This window comes from Streptomyces sp. NPDC026500 (genome assembly GCF_055567635.1).
Genome location: NZ_JBVHQB010000020.1, coordinates 86,263 through 102,895, shown reverse-complemented (window position 1 = coordinate 102,895; position 16,633 = coordinate 86,263). Strand labels below are relative to the sequence as shown.

The 16,633-nt window shown below is 66.4% G+C and carries 17 protein-coding genes; 16 read left to right on the top strand and 1 reads right to left on the bottom strand.

What is annotated here, in order from left to right; all coding sequences use genetic code 11:
* Positions 1–3: 3 nt before the first annotated feature.
* The 16 genes from ACZ4N5_RS31200 to ACZ4N5_RS31125 all read left to right on the top strand — a co-directional run bounded on the left by ACZ4N5_RS31200 (position 4) and on the right by ACZ4N5_RS31125 (position 16,166).
* Positions 4–996, top strand: coding sequence for a LysR family transcriptional regulator (locus ACZ4N5_RS31200; protein ID WP_467760383.1), 993 nt, complete (start codon positions 4–6; stop codon positions 994–996).
* A gap of 311 nt (positions 997–1,307) precedes the next feature.
* On the top strand, positions 1,308–2,327 hold the full coding sequence (locus tag ACZ4N5_RS31195; RefSeq protein WP_467760382.1) for a hypothetical protein: 1,020 nt from the start codon (positions 1,308–1,310) through the stop codon (positions 2,325–2,327).
* A gap of 112 nt (positions 2,328–2,439) precedes the next feature.
* The gene (locus ACZ4N5_RS31190) at positions 2,440–4,671 is read left to right on the top strand and encodes a glycosyltransferase (RefSeq protein WP_467760381.1); all 2,232 of its coding nucleotides are present in this window, start codon (positions 2,440–2,442) and stop codon (positions 4,669–4,671) included.
* Complete coding sequence (locus ACZ4N5_RS31185; protein ID WP_467760380.1) at positions 4,668–6,047, top strand: acyltransferase family protein; 1,380 nt, start codon at positions 4,668–4,670, stop codon at positions 6,045–6,047. The genes ACZ4N5_RS31190 and ACZ4N5_RS31185 overlap by 4 nt, the downstream gene beginning before the upstream one ends.
* Positions 6,048–6,428: 381 nt before the next feature.
* Positions 6,429–7,085 carry a hypothetical protein gene (locus tag ACZ4N5_RS31180; protein ID WP_467760379.1) on the top strand — a complete coding sequence of 219 codons (657 nt, stop codon included), beginning with the start codon at positions 6,429–6,431 and terminating at the stop codon, positions 7,083–7,085.
* Complete coding sequence (locus ACZ4N5_RS31175) at positions 7,073–8,119, top strand: hypothetical protein (RefSeq protein ID WP_467760378.1); 1,047 nt, start codon at positions 7,073–7,075, stop codon at positions 8,117–8,119. The genes ACZ4N5_RS31180 and ACZ4N5_RS31175 overlap by 13 nt, the downstream gene beginning before the upstream one ends.
* A gap of 44 nt (positions 8,120–8,163) precedes the next feature.
* The gene (locus tag ACZ4N5_RS31170; RefSeq protein ID WP_467760377.1) at positions 8,164–8,481 is read left to right on the top strand and encodes a hypothetical protein; all 318 of its coding nucleotides are present in this window, start codon (positions 8,164–8,166) and stop codon (positions 8,479–8,481) included.
* On the top strand, positions 8,478–9,818 hold the full coding sequence (locus ACZ4N5_RS31165) for a zinc ribbon domain-containing protein (RefSeq protein ID WP_467760376.1): 1,341 nt from the start codon (positions 8,478–8,480) through the stop codon (positions 9,816–9,818). Before ACZ4N5_RS31170 ends, ACZ4N5_RS31165 begins: the two co-directional genes overlap by 4 nt.
* Before the next feature lie 89 nt (positions 9,819–9,907).
* Complete coding sequence (locus ACZ4N5_RS31160; protein ID WP_467760375.1) at positions 9,908–10,531, top strand: hypothetical protein; 624 nt, start codon at positions 9,908–9,910, stop codon at positions 10,529–10,531.
* A 19-nt stretch (positions 10,532–10,550) separates the two neighbouring features.
* Positions 10,551–11,240, top strand: coding sequence for a hypothetical protein (locus ACZ4N5_RS31155; protein ID WP_467760374.1), 690 nt, complete (start codon positions 10,551–10,553; stop codon positions 11,238–11,240).
* 285 nt (positions 11,241–11,525) lie between these two features.
* Positions 11,526–12,182, top strand: coding sequence for a hypothetical protein (locus ACZ4N5_RS31150; protein ID WP_467760373.1), 657 nt, complete (start codon positions 11,526–11,528; stop codon positions 12,180–12,182).
* Positions 12,128–13,210, top strand: coding sequence for a hypothetical protein (locus ACZ4N5_RS31145; protein WP_467760372.1), 1,083 nt, complete (start codon positions 12,128–12,130; stop codon positions 13,208–13,210). Before ACZ4N5_RS31150 ends, ACZ4N5_RS31145 begins: the two co-directional genes overlap by 55 nt.
* Positions 13,211–13,245: 35 nt before the next feature.
* Positions 13,246–13,875 (top strand): hypothetical protein, encoded by a 630-nt coding sequence (locus ACZ4N5_RS31140; protein ID WP_467760371.1) that lies wholly within the window; start codon positions 13,246–13,248, stop codon positions 13,873–13,875.
* Entirely contained in the window at positions 13,868–14,170 is a 303-nt protein-coding gene (locus ACZ4N5_RS31135; protein WP_467760370.1) for a hypothetical protein, read from the top strand. Before ACZ4N5_RS31140 ends, ACZ4N5_RS31135 begins: the two co-directional genes overlap by 8 nt.
* Positions 14,167–15,558 carry a hypothetical protein gene (locus ACZ4N5_RS31130; protein ID WP_467760369.1) on the top strand — a complete coding sequence of 464 codons (1,392 nt, stop codon included), beginning with the start codon at positions 14,167–14,169 and terminating at the stop codon, positions 15,556–15,558. Before ACZ4N5_RS31135 ends, ACZ4N5_RS31130 begins: the two co-directional genes overlap by 4 nt.
* Positions 15,559–15,563: 5 nt before the next feature.
* Positions 15,564–16,166 (top strand): hypothetical protein, encoded by a 603-nt coding sequence (locus tag ACZ4N5_RS31125; RefSeq protein ID WP_467760368.1) that lies wholly within the window; start codon positions 15,564–15,566, stop codon positions 16,164–16,166.
* On the opposite strand, the gene ACZ4N5_RS31120 is transcribed toward ACZ4N5_RS31125, so the two are convergent.
* Positions 16,149–16,592 (bottom strand): hypothetical protein, encoded by a 444-nt coding sequence (locus ACZ4N5_RS31120; RefSeq protein WP_467760367.1) that lies wholly within the window; start codon positions 16,590–16,592, stop codon positions 16,149–16,151. The two genes, ACZ4N5_RS31125 and ACZ4N5_RS31120, sit on opposite strands and share 18 nt — an antisense overlap.
* Between the last annotated feature and the right edge of the window lie 41 nt (positions 16,593–16,633).

Here is a 16,633-nt window from a genome sequence, read left to right as displayed (position 1 = left end):
GTGATGCCTGGTCAACGCCTCTTTCCCGGTCATCTGGACCCCCGCCTGCTGCGCGCGTTCCTCGCCGTCGCCGAGGAGTTGCACTTCACCCGCGCCGCCGCCCGGATGTATGTCGCCCAGCAGTCCCTGAGCCGCGACATACGCCGGCTGGAGCGGGAGCTCGGGACGGAGCTGTTCGTGCGGACGACCCGGCAGGTGACGCCGACGGCGGAGGCCGAGCGGCTGCTGCCGTACGCGCGCCGCGTGCTGGAGGCGCACGACGCCCTGCTGGACGCCTTCGTACGGCGTGGCGGCGAGGAGAGACCGCTGCTCGTCGATGTCAATTCCCCCGGCCTGGTCTCCAGCCGCATCCTCGACCGGGCCCGCGACCTCGCCCCCGGCAGCGAACTGATGGCCCGTTACGAGAGCGGGCTCACGGGCGCGGCGGCGGACCTGCTCGCCGGCCGCCTGGACGCGTCCTTCGGCCGGTTCGCGGGACTCGACCCGGCCGTGCGGGCCCGGCTGGAGCAGCGGATCGTGCGCTACGAGCCGATGGCCGTCGTCCTGCCCGAGGACCATCACCTCGCGGCGCTGGACGCGGTGCCGCTGTCCGCGCTCGCGGGCGAGACCGTGTACGCGGGAGCGGGAAACCCCCGGACGCTGGAGTGGACCGACCTCGCACATCACCTGTTCGAGGGACGGGGGATCAGACTCGCGTCACCCGCACCGGTGGCTGTCGGAGCCGAGGAATTCCGGCGGATCATGGCGAAGAGGCGGAATCCGGTCCTCGCCGTAGTGGAGTTTCCGGCCATGACCGGGACGGTGTCTAGGCCCCTCGTCGACCCCGTTCCCCTGTCACCTGTGTCACTGGTGTGGCGCAAGGGGCTCGTTCATCCAGGGATCGACGCGCTCATACAAGCTGCCAACGAACTCGCGAGCGAAGAGAAGTGGCTCCTGAGTCCCCAGGAAGGGTGGATTCCAGCCATCGATGCCCTCATTTTCATGAGAGGTACATGAGACGTAACCGCACGAGTCCCACGCATGCGCTACATTCTGGGTCCGGGCGCAGTGTGATATTGGGGGGCGCTCGGGTCGAGTGGGGGCTCGGCCCGGACGACATAGACAGCATTTGCCCGGAGTCGTCGCGCACCCGTGAGCAGTCCTGTGGGGGGATGCACGTGCGCGTCGAGAACTGGCGGAAAGACGCCCAACCAGCTGGACGAAACATCTATCAGCGGGACGGACGCCCAGTCGATCCATCACCTGGGCGAGAAGCCGGGGAGCCGATCGCCGGGCCGGAGGCCGGCAGATCGGTTTCGTGGCCGAATATGGGAGTTGGCATCAGTCCTGAGCGTGGGGAACGCGCCGAGCGAGCAGTCGGCGGACGTTCCGAGCGAACCCCGGAGCCGGAGACCGAGCTGCTCGTCGGTCGCGCGCCGGAGAGCGACGCGTTTCCCGGCCGGGGGTCCGACGCGTTCTCCGGCCGTTGGCCCGAGGCGGGATCGCCGTCCGAGCGTGAGTCCGGGGCGTGGTTCGGCCTCGACCGCCCGGCGCAGGCCGCACCCTCCCCCGCCCCTACCACGAAGACGCGGCCCTTCTTCGCCGACGGTCCGGAGTCCGAGCTGCTCCCCGGTTCCACGCCGGACTTCGACCGTCCGCTGCCCGCTTCCTGGGAGCACCCCGACGAACCGGCGAACAGCCACGATCCGCACGAGGTCACCATCCAACTCGACGCCGCGGGCCGCAAACTGGACGACTGGCTCGTCCAGCAGGCCAAGGGCGCCCCGACGACCCCGGACGGCCCCGTCTTCGTCGACGAGTCCGGCCGCCGCAGCCGCCGCTTCCGCCGGCTCGGCATGCTCGTCGCCGTGGCGTGCGCGGTCTACGCCGTCGTGATCGTCGCCACGCTCCTGTCGGGCAACTCGAACGCGCCCTGGCTCCCGGTGCCGGGCCAGGAGGAGGACCAGCCCGCCGGCCAGGTCGACACCTCGCCGCTGCCCTCCCTGTCGGTGAATCCTTCCGGCAAGGGCGTCGCCACGGCGCCCGGCGCGGTGGCGACGCCCGGCGACGGCACGACGACCTCAACCGGCTCGGCCGTCACCCCCGGCGCCTCGGCCGACGCCACCGCCCCGGGCGCGTCCAGCGATCCCGAGCCCACCACATCGGCGACCAAGAAGCCGAAGCCCGGCGTCACCACCGAGGCCCCGGACCCCGACCCGAACCCGTCCTCCTCGGTGGCCGACCCGCCCCCGGTCTCCACCCCGGCGACCACCCCCGGCAGCACGCCGGCTCCCACGGAGACCGCGGGCACCGGAGGGTCCGCCGGAGCGGGGGCAACCACCCAATGAGTGGCCCTCTCCGGCGGACAACCGCCGGGCAGAACCATCGGGAGTCCAGGCAGCCGAGCCTCCTCGGTTCCCCGTACTCCCGCTCCCTCTCGTCCCCGGAGAACCTCCTCTGATGTTCCGCACCAGCCGTCGCGGTCCAGCGCCCAGCGCACCGGGTCATGACTCCGGTACCGCCCCGAAGCACGACCGCAACGCCCGGCGCCGACGCCTGCCCATGCGTTTTCTGCTGCCGACGACCATCCTGGTCGCCCTGATGGCGATGCTGATGCTGCGCGGCTACGTGCACAGCGAGATCCTCGCCGACCACCGCATCCGGCCCGAGGCGGCCACCGACAAGGTGCCGGAGAAGATCCTCGACGGCGGCCCGGTCATCGACACCCGCAGCGGCCGTACGACCAGCCTGAGCGTCCCGGACCACCGTCTGGTCCTCACCTTCGACGACGGCCCCGACCCCACCTGGACCCCCCAGGTCCTGGACGTCCTCAAGGCGCACCACGCCCACGCGGTCTTCTTCGTCACCGGCACCATGGCCTCGCGCTACCCGGATCTCGTCGCGCGCATGGTGCGGGAGGGCCACGAGGTCGGCCTGCACACGTTCAACCACCCCGACCTGTCGTACCAGTCCAAGAGCCGGATCGACTGGGAGCTGTCCCAGAGCCAGCTGGCACTGGAGGGCGCCGCGGGCATCCGCACCTCGCTCTTCCGTCCCCCGTACTCCTCGTTCGCCGACGCCATGGACGACAAGTCCTGGCCGGTGACGCAGTACGTCGGCACCCGCGGCTACATCACCGTCGTGAACAACACCGACAGTGAGGACTGGCAGAAGCCGGGCGTCGACGAGATCATCCGCCGGGCCACGCCCAAGGGCGGCAAGGGCGCCATCGTCCTGATGCACGACTCGGGCGGCGACCGCCATCAGACCGTGCAGGCGCTGGACAAGTTCGTGCCCGAACTCCAGGAGCAGGGCTACGACTTCGAGAACCTCACCGAGGCGCTCAACGCGCCGAGCGCGCACACCCCGGTGACGGGCCTCGACCTGTGGAAGGGCAAGGCCTGGATCTTCCTGGTCCAGGCCGCGGAGAAGACCACCGACGTCCTGATCGTCTGCATCGCGATCATCGGTGTGCTGGTGTTCACCCGCTTCGGCATGATGCTCCTGCTCTCGGCCGCACACGCCCGCCGGGTTCGCCGCAAGGACTTCCGCTGGGGCCCGGCACAGGTCACCGACCCGGTGTCGGTACTGGTCCCGGCGTACAACGAGGCCAAGTGCATCGAGAACACCGTGAACTCCCTCATGACGAGCGAGCATCCCGTCGAGATCATCGTCATCGACGACGGATCGAGTGACGGCACCGCCCGCATCGTCGAGGACATGCACCTGCGGAACGTACGCGTGGTACGCCAGCAGAACGCCGGCAAGCCCGCGGCCCTCAACCGGGGTCTGGCGAACGCCAGCCACGACATCATCGTGATGATGGACGGCGACACCGTCTTCGAACCGGCGACCGTCCGCGAGCTCGTCCAGCCCTTCGCCGACCCGCGGGTCGGGGCGGTCGCGGGCAACGCCAAGGTCGGCAACCGCGACTCCCTCATCGGCGCCTGGCAGCACATCGAGTACGTGATGGGCTTCAACCTGGACCGTCGTATGTACGACATCCTGCGCTGCATGCCGACGATCCCGGGCGCGGTGGGAGCCTTCCGCCGATCGGCCCTGGAGCGCGTCGGCGGCATGAGCGACGACACGCTCGCCGAGGACACCGACATCACGATGGCCCTCCACCGCGACGGCTGGCGCGTCGTCTACGCCGAGAAGGCGCGGGCCTGGACAGAGGCGCCGGAGTCCGTCCAGCAGCTCTGGTCCCAGCGCTACCGCTGGTCGTACGGCACCATGCAGGCGATCTGGAAGCACCGCGGGGCCCTGGTCGAACGGGGTCCGTCGGGCCGCTTCGGCCGGGTCGGCCTGCCTCTCGTGTCGCTCTTCATGGTCCTGGCCCCGCTCCTCGCGCCCCTGATCGACGTCTTCCTCCTGTACGGCGTCGTCTTCGGCCCGACCCAGAAGACGGTCGTCGCCTGGCTCGGTGTCCTGGCCATCCAGCTGGTGTGCGCGGCGTACGCGTTCCGCCTGGACAAGGAACGCATGACCCATCTGATCTCCCTCCCCCTCCAGCAGATCCTCTACCGGCAGTTGATGTACGTCGTCCTGCTGCAGTCCTGGATCACCGCCCTCACCGGCGGCCGGCTGCGCTGGCAGAAGCTGCGCCGCACGGGCGTCGTGGGGGCGCCGGGAGCGGTCCCGCAGCAGCGGGCGTCACACAGCGGGAACGAACGGAGGCCGGTCGGATGACCACGCACGAGTACCCGGTGGGGGCGACTCCGCCGCTGGGCACCCCGAAGGCGGCGGTCCCGCATCCGCGTCCGTACCCGGGAGCGCCGTCGGACGACTGGCTGCGCCCGCAGCCGGAGGCCGGTCCGGACTCGGGGCCGCGCCCTGATCCGACCCCGGTACCGGAGACTGCACCGGGCTCGGATCCCGGACAGCAGTCCGCTCCGCGCCGCCCCGGCCGTGACCGCTACCTGGACCTGCTCCGCTCCATAGCCCTGGTCCGCGTGGTCGTGTACCACCTGTTCGGCTGGGCGTGGCTGACGGTCCTCTTCCCCTCCATGGGCGTGATGTTCGCGCTGGCGGGCTCGCTGATGGCGCGCTCGCTGAGCCGGCCGCCGCTGAGTGTGATCCGGGGACGCCTGAGGCGACTGCTGCCCCCGCTCTGGGCGTTCAGCGCGGTGGCGCTGACCATGATGTTCGCGGGCGGCTGGAACCCCGCGAAGGACCCGGACCTCGGCGGTACCTGGGGCCCGATCGAGCTGCTCAACTACATCGTCCCGATCGGCGCCCCGCCGTTCCCCTGGCACCTCGGCTCCCAGTCCGGCCTGCTGGAGAGCGACTGGGCGGTGCAGGGCGCGGGAGTGCTCTGGTACCTGCGCGCGTACCTGTGGTTCGTGGTCGCGTCCCCGCTCCTGCTGTGGGCGTTCCGCCGCGTTCCGTGGGCGACCCTGCTGGCTCCCCTCGCCCTGACGGCGGTGGTCGGCACCGGGCTGGTCACCATCCCCGGCGAAACGGGCAACGCCATCACCGACTTCGCCGTCTACGGCGGCTGCTGGGTCCTGGGCTTCGCCCACCACGAGGGGATGCTGGCGAAGGTCCCGCGCTACATCGCCGTCTCGTGCTCGGCCATGGCGATGGCCTTCGCCCTGTGGTGGGCGTCGGGTCATCTGGGCCCCGACGGCTGGGACTTGAACGACATCCCGCTGGCCGACGCGATGTGGTCCTTCGGGTTCGTGGTGATCCTGCTCCAGTACAGCCCGTCCTGGCAGCAACTGCCGGGCCGCCTCGCCAAGTGGGACAAACTGATCACGCTGTCCAACAACCGCGCGGTCACGATCTACCTCTGGCACAACATGCTCATCATGGCCACGGTCCCGATCCTCGACCAGGCGTACAACCTCCCCTTCATGCAGAGCGACCGCGCGGTGTCGGCCCTCGACGCGACGTACATGCTGTGGATGTTCGTCCTGGTGTGGCCGTTGATCGGCCTGACCATCATGGCCTTCGGCTGGATCGAGGACATCGCGGCAAAGCGAAGCCCCCGACTCTGGCCGAACGGCGCCACCGGCCGAAAGTCCAACGGCCACTCGGCACGCGGGCGTCGGGGAAAGGTCTGAGCGAAAACTGAGTGACGAGGGCGCTCCCCGGATCGGGGGGCGCCCTTTGGTCTGGGACGCCTTCGGGCCTGGGGACGCCCTCTGGTCTGGGACGCCTTCCGGTCTGGGGACGGCCCTCTGGTCCGACGGTGTCCTCCGGTCCGGGGCTTGCGGCGGCCGACTCGGCGCCGCGCACCGTCCCTCGGCCACCGTCCCTCGGCCATCGGCCTTCGGCCCTCGATGTCACTCAATCGAAGGTTCTCGACGGCCAGTTGATCACGTTATGGACCTCTATATCCAGCTCCTGTTACCCGCTTGGCGCCATTCTTTCTGGTGTCGTCGCACGGGCCCCCGATAGCGTGTTGTTGCCCTTTCGCACCCCACGCCGCACAGGAGTCTGCCGTGAACCGCCGTCCCCGCCTGCTTGCCACAGCCGCTGCCGGAGCGACAGCCGCGCTGCTTCTGACCGCGTGCGGCGGGGGTGGCGACGAGCCGAAGGCCAACGACAAGATCGCCGGCGCGGACACCGGGAGCGCGACGTCGGCTGCGCCCGGCCCGAGCGCGACGCAATCCGCGGGGCGACCGAAGATCGAGTTGCCGTCGGATCTGACGTACACCTTCGAGTGGCCCAAGACGGGCGACAAGGACAAGGATGCGGTGCTGAACGACAGCGAGCAGTTCATCAAAGCCGTGGACATGGCCATTGCTGAACAGGACCCGCTGCATAAGGCGTACCGCTTCTACTCCGAAGGCACGGCGGCAGCCGGGAGTCAGAAGTTCATCCAGGAGTTCGTGGACTACAAGGACCGCATCACCGGCGCGAAGCGCTACTACAACTCCAAGGTGAAGATCAACTCCGATGGAACGGCGGGCTTTGTCTACTGTGAAGATCAGAACAAGGCCTACAACAAGAGCGTGAAGACTGGCAAGACCGATGTGACTGCGAAGTCGAAGGACAACTACGTCCTCTACAGCAGCCTCCTTCGGGTCAACAAGCAGGACATCTGGATCACGGAGAAGCTGACATCGCAGCGGGGGAGCACCGCATGCCAGTCCTGACGTATCGAAAGACCGGAACAGTTGCCGTCGTCGTTTCCGCGGCCATGATGATCTGCGCGCCCCAAGCCTTCGCAGGATACGGGCACGGTGGCAGCACCAATGGCTCGAATACCAATGCTTCAGGTGACTCGGACCGCAACGGCAACCTGTCCGCGACTGCGGGTGCTGTCGTCTTCGATCGTTCGAAGAACGGGTCGGGTGACTCTGCCGGCCCGGTCACGGCTGCGTCAGGCAACTGGACTCCCCCCGCCTGCTATTACGCCCCGAAGTACACGCCGGATCAGCTGCAGAAGTACTTGGAGCCGATCTGGAATGCCGAGTCGACCGGGTCCGAGTGGGACTTGGAGCAGCGGAACAAGTACGTCAACGGCGGCGAGTACAAGGATTTCAACAAGGCCAAGGCCGACAAGGGCTATTGGTGGGACTCGTACGTGACTCAGGGTCGTGAGGGCGACCCGGGTGCGCTCACGTGCGACAAGCCGATCTTCTGGGTCGACAAGGGCGTTGCTCCGCCGGCGGATGTTCCGGAGGCGATTACTCCGGAGATGTTGGCGCAGTTGGCGTATGCGGAGATACGGGTGCCGTCGACGAAGGTGGACCTGGCTCCTGCGGGTACGACGAAGGTGAATCTGCCGACGTGGGCGTGGTTGGACACGGCGAAGTTCAAGCCGGTGTCGGTGACCGCGTCGGTGCCGCTGCTCGGTGTGACGGCGACGACGACGGCGGAGCCCGTCTCGCTGAAGATCGAGCCGGGGACGGCGGATGCGCAGACGTATCCCGCTTCGGGCGTCTGCGAGATAACCGGCGATCACATCGGTGAGGCGTACGCGAGGGGCAAGGCCAAACAGACGCCTCCCTGCGGGGTGAAGTACCTCCGTTCCTCCGGGGATGGCTCGTACAAGCTACGGGCGACCATCACCTGGAAGATCCACTGGACGGGCACCGGTGTGCCCGACGAGCGGAACCTGCCGGACGGCACCTTCGGGGCGGATCAGGACGTCGTCGTGCAAGAGATCCAGTCCATCAACCACTGAGCCCGGCCTTCCGGACTCACTGAGTTCCGGAAGAGGCAGGGCGCGTGGCGGAGCGGTTGGCCGTTGACGGCGATGAGCTGTCGCACTTCATGAAGATGCTCAGGGCGTCGACCGAGTCGTTGAAAGGCCTGCGCAGGGCGTTGGAGGACGCCACGGTCACCGGTCTGGGCACGGACGATCTCGACTGTGCCTGCGAGGACTTCCAGGACAACTGGAAGTACGGAGCCGATCAGATCGGTGAGCAGACCGAGGACCTGGCCAAGATCATCGGCAAGAGCCGGGACAGCTACCGCGAGGTGGACAGGGCCCTGGAACAAGCCCTGAAGAAGGCCGTGGACGGCAGGGGCGGCGGTACGAGGTGACGTACCAGCCCGAGGACACAGGAGCCGCACTCGACCCGCGGTCCCTCGCCGACCGCGACAAGCCACAGGGCCTCAAGTCGGCCCCGCACATCCCCAACCCCGACCACCCGCATCTCGGGTTCAATCCGGTGCCGGGCAGCACGGAAACCGTGAGCGGTCTGCGCAAGAAGCTCACGAGGTGCGCCAAGGTTCTCGAAGAGACGCATGAGCTCGTCACCAGGCTGATGGACGGCAGCTACTGGAAGGGTGACGCGGCCGTCGCCTTCCGCGAGCAGTTGGACGGCGGCCCGCTTCCCCTGAACCTGAAGAACGCCGCCCACTCCATCCGCAAAGCGGCCGGACAACTCGGCCGGTGGGAAGGCGAACTCGACGACTTCCAGCGGCGGGCGAAGCGACTCGAACAGGACGCGACGGACGCGCAGGCCGCCGTGGACCGGGCGAAGGGTCACGCGTCGAAGGCGGGTGACAGCCCTGACCTTCATGGGAAGGGTGCCGGACATGACGAGGCGCAGAAGGCACTGACCAAGGCGAACACGGCGGTGGACGACGCCGAGGATGCCCTTCGCAAGATCCGTGGCAAGGCGCGCGAACTCGCGGACGAGCACGAGCACCAGGCTCAGCATCGAGCGGGCAAGATCCGCGACGCCACGAACAAACTGACCCCACACGAGCCGGGCTGGTTCGACTCAGCACTCGACTGGCTCACTGAGAATCTGCCGGACATCTTGAGCACGGTGGCAGCGGTAATCGGTCTGGTTGCGCTGTTTGTCGTGTCCGGCGGGACAGTTGCCGCAGCACTGCTGCTTGCCGCTGCGGCGTTGAGCGCGACGTCGTTGTCGGTCCGGATCACCCAGGATCCAACCGTGTGGGCATCGCTCAAGGACGGGTTCACCAAAGGTGAGCTCGACACGGATTTCTGGAGCAACTTCGTCACTGTCGGGGGAGATGTCCTCGGTGCACTGCCTGGCCTTGGTGCGGCTGGGAAGGGCGCGGCAACCGCACTGAGGGCTACTGGCGAAGCAGGAGAGGCCCTCACAATCGGTCAACGCGTGGCCCGGTTCGGAGGCGGGACGATGGAGCATGCGCAGGCCATCTCCGACCTGGACAACTCCTTGCTCGGCTTCACGATTCGAGGTGCCCGAGCAGCCCAAATCACCAGAGCCGTCGAGGTCACGTCTGCTTCAGTCGGCGTGACGACCGCGGGCTTCGGTTTGGCCATGACCGCCGTAGACACGGACGATGACGGAATCAAAGACGGCTCCGTGGCGGGCATCGATGGACTACGGCTGGCTCTTGATGGCGGAGCCCTTTTCGATATTGCCCGTCACGTCTTCTAGCCCGAGCAGGAGGCTCTCACTCTATGGACCCCACCAAGTACCCGACCGCTTGGGATCATCCACCGACCCGACGGACTTGGATGCAACACATGATCATGATTGTTGCTCGACTACTGGGTTGGACCGCAGTCTGGATCGGCTCACTAGGAGTGCTTGTCTCGTTTCTGAGCCCTGGCTACGGTTTCCTATTCATTCCGGTCCTTCTCTATTCAGCGTTCCGAGCCGTCCTCCAACTCGCCTACATCCGCCCCTCCATCTACATCCAACGCGTCCTCCGGCAATACCCCTGGCAGCTCCTCGCCGGCGTTCCCCGAGGCCGGAACAAGCATCCGGGGGTACAAGAGGACGAAATGTGGCTGGAGTTGCCCAATCCTGAGGCGCCGGAGGAACAGATCCCTCTGCTCTTCCTTTCCGGCATGCGTACCTTCTGGTGGATGCGACGCTTCGGCACCGCTCGTACGAAACCGGAGCTGAAAGCGCAGATCGAGCCGCTCTGGTTCGCCGGTGATCCCCGCTTCATCGCCGTCATCGCGGCCGCCAGCCGCAAGGGCGAGGCACCCAAGAGGCTGCATCTGCTTTATCAGCGCACGGCCACGGGCCGGCGGGGCATCGAGCCCACCGACTGGAACGCAAGCCCGGCAGCCCTCGAACGTGCCCGCCGTTCCGGCGCCCACGTTCCCGACGTGGTGCACCCGCACCCGCGTACGTACTGACTCGCCCCGACAGGACACGATGACCACCGCCCCCTGCTTCACCGTCGCCTACTCGGCCGAAGACCCTGACGCCGATATCTGGTTCGCGGAACCCGCGGGCTTCACCGCTGTGCCCCTCGACGCGCTGATTCCCGCACCCGACTCCCCAGGTGCCTGTGATCTGCGCACCGCCCTCGCGCCCGTTCTTCAGGCGGCTCCCGACGAGATGGCCCGGCAGCAGTTCATCGCTCAGTTCGCACAGGGGCAGCAACTGCTCGGTGCCCTCAGGGAAGCAGGAACTGTCCATTGCTCGATCGGACTGCACCGGGATGACGTCGATGAGGGTGCGACGAACAGCGGCCGGCCGCTGTTGTCGTTCTTCACCGTCTCCTGGCGGGCAACGGCGGTGTCACCGCGAGCCGTGACGGCTGCCCGTGCGGTGAGCGAACTCGACCCGCAGGCGCGCATCGAATATGTCGAACTTCCCTGTGGACCTGCCACATTCAGTGAAACCGTTCATGCCCCCAGGGCCGCCGACGGTCTCCCGCAGGTGCCCTTGGTCCAGTTCCGCGCTCACCTGCCGCATCCGGACTGCAAGCGACTGGCTGTGTTCACGCTGAGCACGACGGCGGTCGGACGCCGTGAGCAGTACCGTGCGATCCTCCGCCACATCGCGACCCTGGCCACCTTCGACAGTCCGTTGGTCGCGTCCACCCGTGAGGCGTCTTGACCGTGGACATGGAGACCAGTTGCTCAAGAGGGCACGACTGGCGAGAACATGACGATCAGTTCGTCGGAGCTGTTGAAGTCAGCGCTTTGCGGACGCCAACTCGGTGAACCCTCTCGCCGATGAGCGTCACTCAATGGAAGGTTTTCGGGCGCCAGTTGGCCGAGCTATGGGCCGCTTTGTCCATGGTCTGTTACTCGCTTGGCACCATTCGCTCTGGTGTCGTCGCACGGGCCCCCGATAGCGTGTTGCTGCCCTTCCGCACCCCACGCCGCACAGGAGTCTGCCGTGAACCGCCGTCCCCGCCTGCTTGCCACAGCCGCTGCCGGAGCGACAGCCGCGCTGCTTCTGACCGCGTGCGGCGGGGGTGGCGACGAGCCGAAGGCCAATGACAAGATCGCCGGCGCGGACACCGGGAGCGCGACGTCGGCTGCGCCCGGCCCGAGCGCGACGCAATCCGCGGGGCGACCGAAGATCGAGTTGCCGTCGGACCTCACGCTGACCTTCGAAGGATCGAAGACCGGCGACTCCATCAAGGACGCGGTTCTCGCCGACAACGCGGAGCGCATGCGAGCCGTTGACGCAGCGATCGCCGGGACGGATCCCAAGGGTGAGGCGCTCGGGTACTACAACACGGGAAAGGCTCTCGAAGCCGCGCTGACCTGGGTCCAGCAGTTCAAGGACACGGGTTCCACACTCACCGGTGAGGCGCGGTACTTCAAGCGCACCGTGACCCTTGAGAGCAAATCTTCGGCTTCACTCACGTTCTGTGCGGACGAGAGCAAGGGCTACAGCAAGGACAAGAAGACCAACAAGATCAACAAGACGCCGGTCACCAAGAACAGCTATGTCCTTTACAACACGCGCTTGGACAAGAGCTCCGAGGGTGTATGGCGGACGTCGCAGATCATCTCCACAAGGGGGGCGGCTCAGTGTCAGCCGTAGCGAGGAACACCGTTCGTGCCGCTCTGCTGGCGGGCGTTCTGGTGCTCGGAAGCGCCTCGGACGTCTGGGCGGACATTGTCCCGGGTGGTAAGGGCACGGGTTCCGAGACGCAGGTAGACGGTGGCCAGAAGGGCCAGGATGTCTCCGCGACTGCGGGTGTTGTGGTCTTCGATCGTTCGAAGAACGGGTCGGGTGACTCTGTCGGCGCGGTGACGGCTGCGTCAGGCAGTTGGACTCCTCCTGCCTGCTATTACGCCCCGAAGTACACGCCGGATCAGCTGCAGAAGTACAAGGAGTCGATCTGGGGAGTCGATTCGACGGGGTATCAGTGGGATGCGGAGCAGCGCGACAAATATGTGAACGGGCACCCGTACAAGGATTTCAACAAGGACAAGGCCGACAAGGGGTACTGGTGGGACTCGTACGTCGCTGAAGGCCGCGAGGGCGACCCGCGTGCGCTGGACTGCACGAAGGACATTTTCTGGGTCGACAAGGGCGTTGCTCCGCCGGCGGATGTTCCGGAGGCGATTACTCCGGAGATGTTGGCGCAGTTGGCGTACGCGGAGATACGGGTGCCGTCGACGAAGGTGGACCTGGCTCCTGCGGGTACGACGAAGGTGAATCTGCCGACGTGGGCGTGGTTGGACACGGCGAAGTTCAAGCCCGTGTCGGTGACCGCGTCGGTGCCGCTGCTCGGTGTGACGGCGACGACGACGGCGGAGCCGGTCTCGCTGAAGATCGAGCCGGGGACGGCGGATGCGCAGACGTATCCCGCTTCGGGCGTCTGCGAGATAACCGGCGATCACATCGGTGAGGCGTACGCGAGGGGCAAGGCCAAACAGACGCCTCCCTGCGGGGTGAAGTACCTCCGTTCCTCCGGGGATGGCTCGTACAAGCTACGGGCGACCATCACCTGGAAGATCCACTGGACGGGCACCGGTGTGCCCGACGAGCGGAACCTGCCGGACGGCACCTTCGGGGCGGATCAGGACGTCGTCGTGCAGGAGATCCAGTCCGTCAACCGCTGAGAGACAGGTGTGCCCCAGTGGTGGACAGAAGCGGAGTGAGCGGAAAATTGACACCACCCCAGCCTGCCAGCGGCAGTGGCGTATTCGGTTTGATCACGCCCGAGGACTGGTATCGCATCCCGCTTCAGTCGCAGGAGCATCGGGAGGCGTCTGTGAGCGCGCTGATCCGGCGGCAGTTCGCTGGTGTTGACGATCAGCCTGTTCTGCGTCGGCAGGCCGAGGAGCAGCTGATGGGTGCTGCTCTTACGGGAGTCGACCAAGGCGGCGTGGTGCTTTACCTGTCGTTCTTGGAGGCTGCCGGCATCCCGTTGTCCGCCTCACTCCTCGTCTCCTGCGTTCATCAACGGTTCGACAGCCTCGATGCCGTCGCCGCCCTCGCCGGAAAGGGTGAAGTGGCACCTGTGAGGCTGCCAGCGGCAGGACAGGCCGCCAGGCGGCGACGTACCGAACGAACGCGTGAATCAAGGAAATTGGGATCGGAGTTCGACGACACCATCGTTGAGTACTTCGTGCCGGTGCCCGGGGGTGACCAGTCCTTGATGCTCACGTTCAGCACTCCGATGGAGCCGATCGCGGACGCGATGGTAGAGCTCTTCGACGCGATCGCAGGCACTCTGCGCTGGCAACCGCGGAACGACGACGTGAAGGGGACCCCGGATGAGTGAGCGTCTCAGAGTGTCCACCACCGATCTGCACGAAGTCGGAACCGGACTGCGAACGGTGGCAACGGAGTTCGAGGGGCTCGACAAACTCATGGAGTCCTACGACCTGCGCGTCGTCGGGCACAAGCTCTTGCACGAGAGGCTGCAGGACTTTTCCGATGACTGGGACGACAACCGCAATAAGATGATCAAGGACATCGAGGCGCTGGGGACGATCGCCAAGGAAGCGTCCAAGGCGTACGTCGAACTCGACACCGCGCTCTACAACGCTCTGGTCGGCAAGGGGCAGAAGAAGTGAGCCGTCCGGCCGATTACCGTTGGGAAGCGCTGGACGAGAGCAGTGACCCTGTTCCCGGCGACGTGCACGACCTGAAGTCGCTGGCGCGCCGTTTCACCACTACGGCCAAGACGATCTCCGACACCGCAGCCGCACTGCGTCGAGTCGGAGATCAGAAAAGCTGGGATTCGAAGGCGGGGCGGGAATTCGCCGAGAAGGCCAGCGACACCGCGAAGACGGTTAGCAAGGCGTACGGTCGCTATGAAGAGGCCGGTGCCGCACTCAAGGAGTACTACACAGATCTCGAGACGATCCAGAAGGAGGCGGACGGGCTTCTCGGGCAGGCCGAAACGCAAGCGGCGGACTTGGCATCGGCGAAGTCCCGAGCCGACAACGCGCCCGAGGGCACGGACGATGACGGCCAGGACAAACTCGACAAGAAAGTGACCGACCTGCAAGACGGGTTGGATGGGCTGCGCGGCAAGCTGGCTAAGCTGAAGTCCCGCCACAAGAGCGCGGGCGACACGGCGGCGAAGCGTATCCATGACGTGGCAGAGGGCGATGGCCTCAACGACAGCTGGTTGGACGATCTGCGCGATTCGCTGACCTTCATCAGTAAAATCGCCGGGGCCGTCGCAGCCGTATGCGGAGTGGTGTCGCTCCTGGTCGGGTGGATCCCCATCATTGGACAGGCGATCGCCGGTGTCCTCGGCACCATCGCGCTCGCCATGACCGCTCTGTCGCTCATTTGCCATGTGCTGCTCTTGATCAACGGCGATGGATCGTGGCAGGACGTGGCCTTGGACGTCCTCGGGCTGGCGACATTCGGTATCGGGCGCGTCTTCTCGGCGGGATCGAAGCTCGCGGCCACAGTCGGACGCAGCAAGGTCTGGACGGCGGCGACACAGTACGTGCGTGGTTGGAATCCCGGGCTCACCTCAGTGGCCCGTCGAGCTCTCGTCGAGGAGATGGTGGGCGCGCGCGCCGGAGCCGTTGCTCGCTCGGTGCGGCCGGACGTCAGCCTCGGAGCCGCTTTCAAGGGGCTACCACGTTCCTTTGTGGATGACCTCGGCACCATCCGGAGCAATTGGCGCGATGTCTTCAAGGTGGGTGACAACGTCTCAGCGGTCCGCAATGCCTGGCACGCCGGTGGAGCGCGTGGCCTGGCCAGCATGTATGTAGGGCCGGGCATGGTGGACGAGCTCGGCCGCATGAGGAACGTCAGCTCGGCGGACCTTGACTTCATTGGAACGCCCGATGCTTTCAAGCAGGCAATGCACTACAACTCCTGGGCCCTCGCCGCCACTGGCACCGGGGCGAGTTCCGACTCGTACAGTTTCAAGGGACTGTTCGAGGGTGAGCCGCAGATTGATGTCACCGGCTCTGACGCCGCTCTTGCGGGACGGTGACTGCCGTGGCATCTCGTGTGGAGGCCTCGGGCCGAAACTGGCGTGAGTGCAGGATCGAGTTGCCCGCGCCCGAGAGTTGGCTGGTCTTCGACCTCGACACTGTCCGTCCGCAGGTCTGGGCTCGTTCCGTCGCCCAAGAGCACCTCGGCGCGGATGCTCCGTCCGATCGGCACGACGCGTTCGCTGAGGATGTGCTGTGGTACTGGGCCGCTGCGATCCGCCAGCAGGCACTCTGCGCAGCGCTGCTGGTCCCCCCGGGTGGCTCCGTGTTGGCAAGCTATACCGTGAGAGAACTGCATGTCTCCCCGGAACTGCTGTGCCTGGAAGCCTTCCGGAAGGAGGCTGAGCTGGCTGAAGGGCCCTTCTTCGGGAAGCCCGCGATCTCGGAAGTCGATCTTCCTCTGGGATCTGCGATACGGGTCCATCGTCTGGAGCCGAGTGCCCCTGAATCCTCAGGCGGTGAAGTACTGGAAGGCGTGGCCCACTACATCCTGCCTCGCCTGCACCCGGCGGCGTTGGAATCCCGTCTGCTCTGGACTTCTCTCGGGCTCGGCGATGAAATGGCGACAGTGGCCGATGCCTTGGCTGAATCAATCAGGCTTGTGTGAGTCCGACCCGCTCCGTGAGCCAAGCCGTGCCCCCACATCGGTAAGCCCGAATCTCTCCCATGGGATCAGGGCCAGAGGCATCCAGCTGAAGCCGATGATGAAGACGCTCAAGAGTACGGTCAGGCCTTCGGGGAGGACCCAGCCGAGTTGGGCGACGATTACGGACACGGCCAGCAGATACACACCAAAGACAAGAATGGCCAGGACCTTTCGGAAAGCCTCGGAGGGCCGAAGTCGTGGCTTCTCCTCCGTCCCCCGCACGAGACCAAAAAGGATCAGAGGGAGGAATAGCCCGGTCAGGCCGCCCATACCAATGCCGCCGATCACGAGACCGCTGCGTCCGTCTTCTGGCACCGCGTGGGAGAGGAAGGAATCGTCCGCCAGGCTGGTGGTCAGGGAAACGCCCGCGAAGGCTCCGAGGGTCATGGTCGACAGAACGAGAATGAGTCCTGCAGTGAACGCGGCAT